Raw genomic sequence first — 8,766 nt, 5'->3', positions numbered from 1 at the left:
CATCTCAAAGGAGGAACGGACATCTCAAAGGAGGAACGGACATCTCAAAGGAGGAACGGACATCTCAAAGGAGGAACTAAAAAACTGTAAAAACGTTTAACAGTGAAGAAGCCCCTAGGCTGACAAATTGGAGCCCATGCTGTCAACCTCTCATTTGGAAAATGATTGATGAATCCCTTTGTTTTTATCCTCTTATTAGTTTCATGTACAGATGATTTTAATAGTTGCTATTCGAACAATACAATGGTTAAAATCTATCCAACGGCTCAAGCATGTGAACAATCCATGATACCGTCCACAAAAAAGTTTTCATTTTCTGGACAACAAATTTTTGCTCAATGTATAAACGTCCATGCGGATTTACATCAACAAGAAGTAAAGTTGATCTGGTCTGTAACAAACCGTGGAAATTTCCTGCTTAAAAGCCAAAACGTAGATAACAAGATATCTACAGTCCAGAAAGAAGGTATTTTACCAACATCGCTTCCTCTTTTGCATTCTTCTTCCACAAACCTCTTGCACAAAAAACTTTAAAAGCATAAACCCATCAGATCTCAAAAAATACTCAATGAAAGACATGATGGATAATAAGCGCATGCAACCTTCAAAAGACCATCACACAGAGCAAAACTCTCTGCCTCAAGATCTCCCTTTAGATCCTGCTGTAGAACGAGTGAGAAAAAAACTTATGGGTTTAATGATTATTTCCGTTTTAATAACGCTTTTCCTTATTCTAACCGTACTGTTTTTAATTGTTTATAAAGTGGTAGCAACCGGATCAGCGCCAAAACAAACAGAGCTATCTTCCTCTCCCAGCAAAACCCCACACGTTATCCATCATACGCTCTCTCTACCGGAAAAAACACAGATTTTGTCGCAAAGCCTCTCAGAACACAATATTGTACTGAAAGTTTTAACCCCTGATGGACAAACAAAATTTATGATTTACAATTATCACACCGGTGCATTAATCGCCGTTCTTTCTGTTGAAACAAAAAAAGAAATATCGAAAACAATGCCTCATTAAGCAAACTAATATCACCACAAGCGCTTACATAGCACCCTTCAGGTTTAAACATTTCCCTCTGCTTCAAGATACGACCACTTGGGCGACGGCGCGTTTTTCTCTGTATCTCCTGACCTAATCTCGGAAAAGAAGAAACCTTTCTATCAACGCATTCCCATGCTTAAGCAAACTGACATCGCTTAGGAAAATTCTAATGAATGTACAAGAAATGCATCTTCTTGAATGCAAAAATTCAACATAATTAATTTATAGTGATCATTTATTTTGCATGTCGAACGAGAACCTCAAATACTGTAAGATTCTCCCCCTTCAAATCTGTTCATGAGGAACTTAATCAAAATCATTTGCTCACATATCCCAGCAAGGAAATGGATGAATAAAAATACCTCTTATGAATGATCCGGTATCAAAAGAAGAACTGTTGCAACATTGAAAATTAAAGCAATAACGCCCAGCTTACATCTTTTATTAAGCAAAGATAACCGATGTATTTCACATGATAGAATTTATGAGCACCATCGCAAAATGGGCATAAATACATTGAACAATATTAAATATAAGTGTCAATAAATAAAACAACGACATTGCGTTCTTTATACAAGAACTGTCTCTTAAAATACACGGATGTGCTTTTCTCTATATCCCCTCACTTAAATCCCAGCAAAGAGGCAATCTTTTCTGTCGACACCCTTCGTTAAGTTCCTAGGACTGACCGTGAAAATTCAAAGAAGCGCAAGAAGCTTCTTGAGCATATATAATTTACCATCATGATACCAATAACATCACCACAAGCGCTTAAACAGCATCATTCAGGTTTAAACATTTTCCTCTTCTTCAAGATACGACCACTTGGGCGACGGCGCGTTTTTCTCTGTATTCCCTTACTTAAATCCCAGCAAAGAGGCAATCTTTTCTGTCAACACCCTTCGTTAAGTTCCTAGTACTGACCGTGAAAATTCAAAGAAAGCGCAAGAAGCTTCTTGAGCATATATAATTTACCATCATGATACTAATAACATCACCACAAGCGCTTAAACAGCACCCTTCAGGTTTAAACATTTTCCCTCTGCTTCAAGATGTGACCATTTAGGCAACGGCGTGCTTTTCTCTGTATCCCCTTACTTAAATCCCAGCAAAGAGGCAATCTTGTCTGTCGACACCCTTCGTTAAGTTCCTAGGACTGACCGTGAAAATTCAAAGAAGCGCAAAAAGCTTCTTGAGCATATATAATTTACCATCATGATACTAATAACATCACCACAAGCGCTTAAACAGCACCCTTCAGGTTTAAACATTTTCCTCTGCTTCAAGATTGACCACTCGGCGACGGCGCGTTTTTCTCTGTATTCCCTCACCTAATCCAGGCAACGAAGAAACCTCTTTTGTTGCTGTTGATGCATCTCCATTGCTCGTGCTTTCTGCTGTTGTAAGTGAAAGCTCAAGAGATGATTCATCTTGTTGGGTCCGTACAGTACGTCGACGGGGAGAACGGCGTGTTTTTTTGACAGGTTCAACATTTTTCTCAGAGAGACAGTGCTCTTGATCCGTTTTTTCATCCGATAGAGCCTCTAAAGCATTTTCACGCGCATCCCCATTTTGCGTTTTAGCATATTGGCCATTGCCATTTTTTTGCGACGGCATCTGTAATACATCTGTATCACCCTCGACAGCATCCTTTTTTTCACCGTCAAGATTTATTTCACCGCATTCTTGCTCGTTGTTTTCATCACGATTTTCATCACCACGATTTTCATCACGTCGAGCCGATTGAGACATTTGCCCAGCTGCTGCTAAAATAATACGCAAATAGTGCTCGGCATGTTGTAAATAATTTTCCGACATAACACGATCACCCGCACCTTGTGCATCACGCGCAAGGCTTATGTATTTATCGGCAATTTGCTGAGCATTCCCGCGAATTTTAACATCCGGACCGCTGCTTTCATAATTACGAGACAACGGATTAGGACCGCGACGATTATTATTGTTATTACCATTATTGTTATTATTGCGACCGCGTACCCGTCTATTTTGTTGTGGCCTCATCTTTATCCCTTTTTGGAGTGTTTGTCTTAATGTATGTCTTAATTGACTCTTCCTCATTGCATTACCTTTTGATAATGCTAATCATTTTTAACATACGGTTATCAAGCTATCCGCGTTTATTTTACTCAAACGAACCCTACTGATATTGATAAAAGCATATATTTTCTTGAAAATCATAAAACAGCAGGGAAATCGTAAATCAAAAATTCCCTCTTTCTCTGTTAAACAGCAGAAACCTAATGATGTTCACATAAAATGCCAAGTGTTTTTTTTAAAATAAACCATATTTCACTAAAAAAATAATTATCTTGTGGAAAACAAAAAGGAAAACACACATACAACACACCTGACAAAGAAAAATTCCTGCCAGAGAATATTAGAAGCTTCCTTTTTTGCTCTAAAACCACCGCTCCTAAAAACGCCGATATCCTCTACCCCCTCGTGCATTTAACTCACAAGCACTTCCATCCCAACGAGTCACTGCGCGAACCTCTTTATTTTATGAATATAGCCTCTCTTCATCGCTAAAGCAACCCCTTGCGAGCGATAATCCACGATCGCTTCACAAAACCTCTTGATCTTTATAGATAGATTAATACGAAGTATTATTCAAGCCCTATAATCACCAAGAGATTAATCTTCTTTCCTAAATAAGCCAGATACTATCAATTTCTATTTTAACCCATGGAGTTTTTAAATTAATCACAGTTTTTATTTATAACAAATTGAGCTTAAAAAGCAAAATATTTAAATACAAAAAAAATATAAAATTATAAAAAAATGACCAATATGTCACACTTTTCTAAAAATCAGCTTCTTCTCAAAAACATGCTCTCCTCAAAAACTATCAATAAGAATGGCATAACGCATTTCCTCTCTTATCTTTTCTGATAAAGAAAACTGGAATTATAAAACAAGCACATTTGTAAACCCAGCACAGCACTTTACGCATGAAGCAGCCTTGAATGTTTATAAAAGGAATGTTTCTTTTTTACTCATTTTTGTCATTTCTATTGACTTACGCCCTCAAAGAACGAAGGTTCTCAAGTCACACTGCTCTGTCAACAATCAAAATTCTTGTAAAATTCGTACACTGAATTGATTTATAATGATCATTCATATTTTTTGTGTTGAGTAAGAAAACTTAATACCCTAGGATTTTTCATCCTCAATCTGTTTGCTATTGAATCAATCTCTTTTTCTTTCATGTTACACGCGGAAAAGCCTGTGTGGAGTAAAAACGATAAAGAAAGGCTAAAAGTGCCTCTTATGAACCATCTCTAAGGCTCAAGAGCTGTCAGCAAACACCATTGAAAGCTCGCAAAGTGTAAGTGGTACTTGGGGCTTACTTTTGTTTGAAACGTAAAGATGAATATGCTCTATAAATTTTATACACTTCATAGGGGCTTTACCATTATACCCTTCACCAGAGCCATTACGAAATGGATTTCCCACGCCTGTTATTTCCCTTAAAAAAGCTCAACAAATCCTCCTAAAACTCCACCACGCCCCCTTAAACATTTCAAGGAGACATCCATGCCTTATGTCGCCACACCTTAAATAAGAAGTGCAATATAACAAGATAAATAAATAAAATTTCTATTGGTCTCGAGGCAGATCGTAATTTAAGGGGTTTTTATCTTTTCATCAAAATTCGCATCCTTTTAACTTTCCGTATAAAAACTTAAAAGTAATTGCGTCTTTTGCCTTTTTTATTTTCTTTTTCATTGAGAAAACAATCGCGTAAGAGAAAATAATTTCCATCCCCAGGTCGTACCAACGTCAAACATTGTTTTTTTGCAGTATCAGAAAGCTGATCCCACATTTCACGAATAGCAAAATAGGCCTCACTTTCCAAATTAAGACAATGCTGATAAACTTCTCTTTTCATATCGGGCATAACGGAAGCAGAAATTTCCTTGCAATATACACGCAGATCAAAAACAGGAATAACCAATTCAACGGGTGCTTGTTGTGTTATTTTTTTATGAGAAGAAAAATAACTGATCACCTTTGCAACAACAAAACACAAAATCACTATACAAAAAAGTATTATGCAAACAAAAGCAATCTTGCGATATAATCTTTTAAAATAAGCCTTTTGCCTTGCACGAATTCTTTTTTCCATAAAGATTGCACCCTTTAAACATCCCAAGAGAAGCTTTTACAGCAAAAAATGATAGAAGTATCTGTGTACACAATACAGGTTATAGCGGCAAACGATCAAGACTCTTATGTCAAAAGACTCTTTTTTATCGTATAATTTTTATCGTATAAAATTTTTGTGAAACACTTTTCTCATGCCCTTTATGAAAAAATAGGGATTATAATTTTCTTTCACTACCTTAAAAGACGAAGATTCTTCATCCATGTGGCGCTATAAACAATTCGTCTTCTTTAAGACACATCACATTGATTTATAAAGAGTATTTGTTGTTTTTCATATCGAATAAGAGACCTGAATACCATAAGTTTCTCTCATCCTAAATTTGTTTTCTGTTGAAACGATCAAAACCATGTCGCTTGCAAGTTACAAGCGAAGCTGGCATGTGGATTAAAAACTGTACAAAAAAGGCATATGCCTCTTATAAAGCGTCTCACGAACCAAGACTTTCATACTATTAGGAGCTGAAAAAGTGTATGAGAATACCAGTCTGCACTTTTATGAAGCATAAAGATAAGGGAGATATCTCTTTAAAACAAGTCCGTGAATATGCAATAAATGTATATTCGAAGACAAATAATATTTTAGTATTTTGAGCATTCTGTTTTTATGTGAGAGGCATAATCCCAAAAAGACACGCGATACACAATGGCATAAGGCATTATCTTTATTATTTAAATAATATCGCTATAGATAGTTTTGAAAATTATAAAGCAAAAAGATGATAGCACGACGAGTGATTAATATGCCTTTATATTTTTCTCAATAAGGCTGTCTTCCTATTTCAGAAATCACTCAAATACAGCCCTCATCTGACATACATAAAGTCTAGCTTACAAAAGCTGGAATCGCTCAGAGAGTTTTGCCCTTCTGAATCCGTAAGGCTCTCATTCTTCTTTCTCTCAAACATGCTACAGCTTTGAAATTTGATGTTGTTTGACAAGCAATAAAAAAGCTCTGTACTCTCTTAAGAAAACAAGGCCTTAAAGTTACACACATAATGGATTGGAAAGATGTCTTAGCTTTTTATCAAACGCGCTGTAAAACAACGAGCGTAACATATTAGCTTTGCTTATCCCAAAAATATTCATCCCAATTTCTTGTATCCAATTCCCTTGCATCCAATTCCCTTGTGTCCTATGCATAAAGATCAAGTTGAAGGAAATATATGGATAACCCTAGACTTGAAAATATGAAAGGAAGGCGTGACAGAGTTTCGCGTTCCTTATGTCATGCAAAAGCATTAGACATTCTGAAACAAGCACTCTTTCTGTCTCGTAATGATTCCTTTTTTCTGCTACCGGTCAAATCCCCTTATTTAGAGAATTGGCTATCACAAGTTATGCAACAAATAGCGCTATATGCAACAAACAGAACCTGATTTATATCCGCATGGAATTCATTCCAGTTTACATGATTAGCTCGCAAAATCCACTTGACTTTCCCCTTTGTCTTTGCCCCTCATGGGATCTCTATCACCATAGAACAAAAAGCGATATTTTATAACGCTTTATGGACAAAATCCCCACCGCCCGAAGAGTTCATCACATGACGAAAAAAACACCCCTCATATTCACCACACACAAACACTTCAATATATAAAACTTACATGCCTTCTATCACAGCACTCTCAAAAAGCAGCACGACAACAAGATAAGAAATTATTGATGTAAAACTCCAAACAAAGAAAAGAATGGACTTTCTAATCGAGATCAACAAACACTGTAAAAGACACATTTGCATTTTTGATCATGCGGGCATGCATAATAATTGCCCTTCAAGTGCGCCACCATTTTACACTTCACCCCATACCACTCTCCGTCAAACAGTAACAAACATTCTTTAACTATTCAACGCCCCCCATTATAATCAACGCAAAGAAACTAAACAGATACCTGCATTTTTATTTTGAATCTTCCTCACTGGGATAAAACACACAAGAATTTAGAGATTTCACTGCAAAACGAAATCACAAAATACAATGATGCGAATAATGAAAAAAACATCCAAAGCCACCTCAATAATAGATATATAGCCCCCCTGCTATTAGACAAAAAAAAGCCGCACCTTTAAATGGCGCGGCTTATGAATAGAGATATAATTAAATAAAATACAAAAGAAATCAATAATAAATACTTATACACAAATTGTATAATATTGCAAGCTTTTTAATTATATTTATAAAACTTATCCAAAAAGAGTATAAATAATGACGCCTTCGTATTAATGGAAGTGATTTGCAACAACGCACTTTCTAAAATCAAAATACTTTGTAGTTTTATTTCAATATCATCCATGAAAAACACACATGATTTAAGTACATAATTATAATAAAACCCGTTCTTTTACGCTTGTAAAAGCTGGTTTTTCTTAACTTGCATCCACCACTTCAAAAGACGAAGCTTCACCTAATCTAATCTATTAATAGCTCGGATTATAGCGGGGTCCATTTAGCTTTCCCACATGTGATTTACTTAAACTTAAAGCTCAACAAATAAGCCCTGCCTTAAATATTTGGCACGCCTTTAAAAACACTTTTTGTGTTATTTTAGCTCTTACAAAGAGGTTTACCTTATATCATCACACCTGAAAGGACAGTATTTACAGCATAAGCAAGATAAGACAAATCAACAACCGCTTGTACAATCTTGTTTGATAAGAAAACAAGTGAAAATTTCTCTTTCAAGCCTGCTCCAACAGTACAACATTGCTCTTCTTTATAAGAAAAGATATAATGACACACATTTTTTCTTATAGGAATTTTTCTGCTTTTGTTCTTATGACAATTAAAACTTTCTTTTTATGGGATTTTTGACAAATTAAAATTGCGATAGACTGCTTTTTTCTATTTTTCCTTTTTAAACAAAGAAGAAATCCCTCTAGACTGCTCAACACCCATGTATTGACTAACATTACTGTGTATTTCTAGCGGCTCCTGTGCTGTAAGTTTTGAAACAAAAGAGCTGTAGTCTATTTTTGGCGTCTCGTTTATTGGAGAAAAAAATATGTCTCCAGCGGACAATGCTTCTATTTTAATGTCTGATCCGCTCACAATACTGCTCGATGCCGTTATTCCAGCACTCACAACATTATTAATACTGTCTTGATTCTCTTTTTTCGTATTTTTTTTCTGTTCGACCTTGGTAGGATCTAGAGTATTTAATTTTTTTTCTAACACATCCATGCGCTTTGCTAAAGCATCCATGCGCTTTGAAATTTTTGTAATATCTTCATATGCTTTCTTCAACAATGCGTTTAAAGGAGCATGTCCCATTCTTCCGCTAGCATAAAGAACCACACGAATACATTCAGGATCATCAATATCAGCAATAGAAAATGGAAAAAGTGCCATTATATCCCCCTTTTTGATAAGCTAAACGCGTATTAAGCATTTGAATATCTTTTTCCGTTGTACGGCTCTTGCATTCCTCAGACATTCTCAGACAACCTCAAGACAACCTCAAGACAACCTCAAGACAACCTCAAGACAACCTCAAGACAACCTCAAGACAACCTCAAGACAACCTCA

The 8,766-nt window shown here is 36.0% G+C and carries 5 protein-coding genes; 2 read left to right on the top strand and 3 right to left on the bottom strand.

The features are described from left to right. Positions 1-168: 168 nt before the first annotated feature. Together ACFIJ8_RS05400 and ACFIJ8_RS05395 are read left to right on the top strand one after the other, a co-directional pair. Positions 169-534: a hypothetical protein gene (locus ACFIJ8_RS05400; RefSeq protein WP_273788469.1), complete on the top strand. Its 366-nt coding sequence runs from the start codon at positions 169-171 to the stop codon at positions 532-534. A 43-nt stretch (positions 535-577) separates the two neighbouring features. Next, positions 578-1,027 (top strand): hypothetical protein, encoded by a 450-nt coding sequence (locus ACFIJ8_RS05395; RefSeq protein ID WP_273788468.1) that lies wholly within the window; start codon positions 578-580, stop codon positions 1,025-1,027. A gap of 1,287 nt (positions 1,028-2,314) precedes the next feature. Here ACFIJ8_RS05395 and ACFIJ8_RS05390 read toward each other — a convergent pair. The 3 genes from ACFIJ8_RS05390 to ACFIJ8_RS05380 form a co-directional block, all read right to left on the bottom strand. Continuing rightward, complete coding sequence (locus ACFIJ8_RS05390) at positions 2,315-3,073, bottom strand: DUF4167 domain-containing protein (RefSeq protein WP_375639163.1); 759 nt, start codon at positions 3,071-3,073, stop codon at positions 2,315-2,317. A gap of 1,684 nt (positions 3,074-4,757) precedes the next feature. Beyond that, positions 4,758-5,201, bottom strand: coding sequence for a hypothetical protein (locus ACFIJ8_RS05385; protein ID WP_273788466.1), 444 nt, complete (start codon positions 5,199-5,201; stop codon positions 4,758-4,760). A 2,881-nt stretch (positions 5,202-8,082) separates the two neighbouring features. Next, positions 8,083-8,589 carry a hypothetical protein gene (locus ACFIJ8_RS05380; protein WP_375628929.1) on the bottom strand — a complete coding sequence of 169 codons (507 nt, stop codon included), beginning with the start codon at positions 8,587-8,589 and terminating at the stop codon, positions 8,083-8,085. Positions 8,590-8,766 lie beyond the last annotated feature (177 nt).

Source organism: Bartonella sp. MF74HXZ (assembly GCF_042194445.1).
GTDB classification, from domain to species: Bacteria; Pseudomonadota; Alphaproteobacteria; order Rhizobiales; family Rhizobiaceae; genus Bartonella; species Bartonella grahamii.
Note: the sequence above shows the minus strand (reverse complement) of the source record. Positions and strands in the feature narration are given on the sequence as shown.

Bases quoted from the DNA above. Each gene is read 5' to 3' on its own strand.
- ACFIJ8_RS05390 (WP_375639163.1), bottom strand. From the start codon at position 3,073: ATGAGGCCACAACAAAATAGACGGGTACGCGGTCGCAATAATAACAAT.
- ACFIJ8_RS05400 (WP_273788469.1), top strand. From the start codon at position 169: ATGAATCCCTTTGTTTTTATCCTCTTATTAGTTTCATGTACAGATGAT.
- ACFIJ8_RS05385 (WP_273788466.1), bottom strand. From the start codon at position 5,201: ATGGAAAAAAGAATTCGTGCAAGGCAAAAGGCTTATTTTAAAAGATTA.
- ACFIJ8_RS05380 (WP_375628929.1), bottom strand. From the start codon at position 8,589: ATGGCACTTTTTCCATTTTCTATTGCTGATATTGATGATCCTGAATGT.
- ACFIJ8_RS05395 (WP_273788468.1), top strand. From the start codon at position 578: ATGATGGATAATAAGCGCATGCAACCTTCAAAAGACCATCACACAGAG.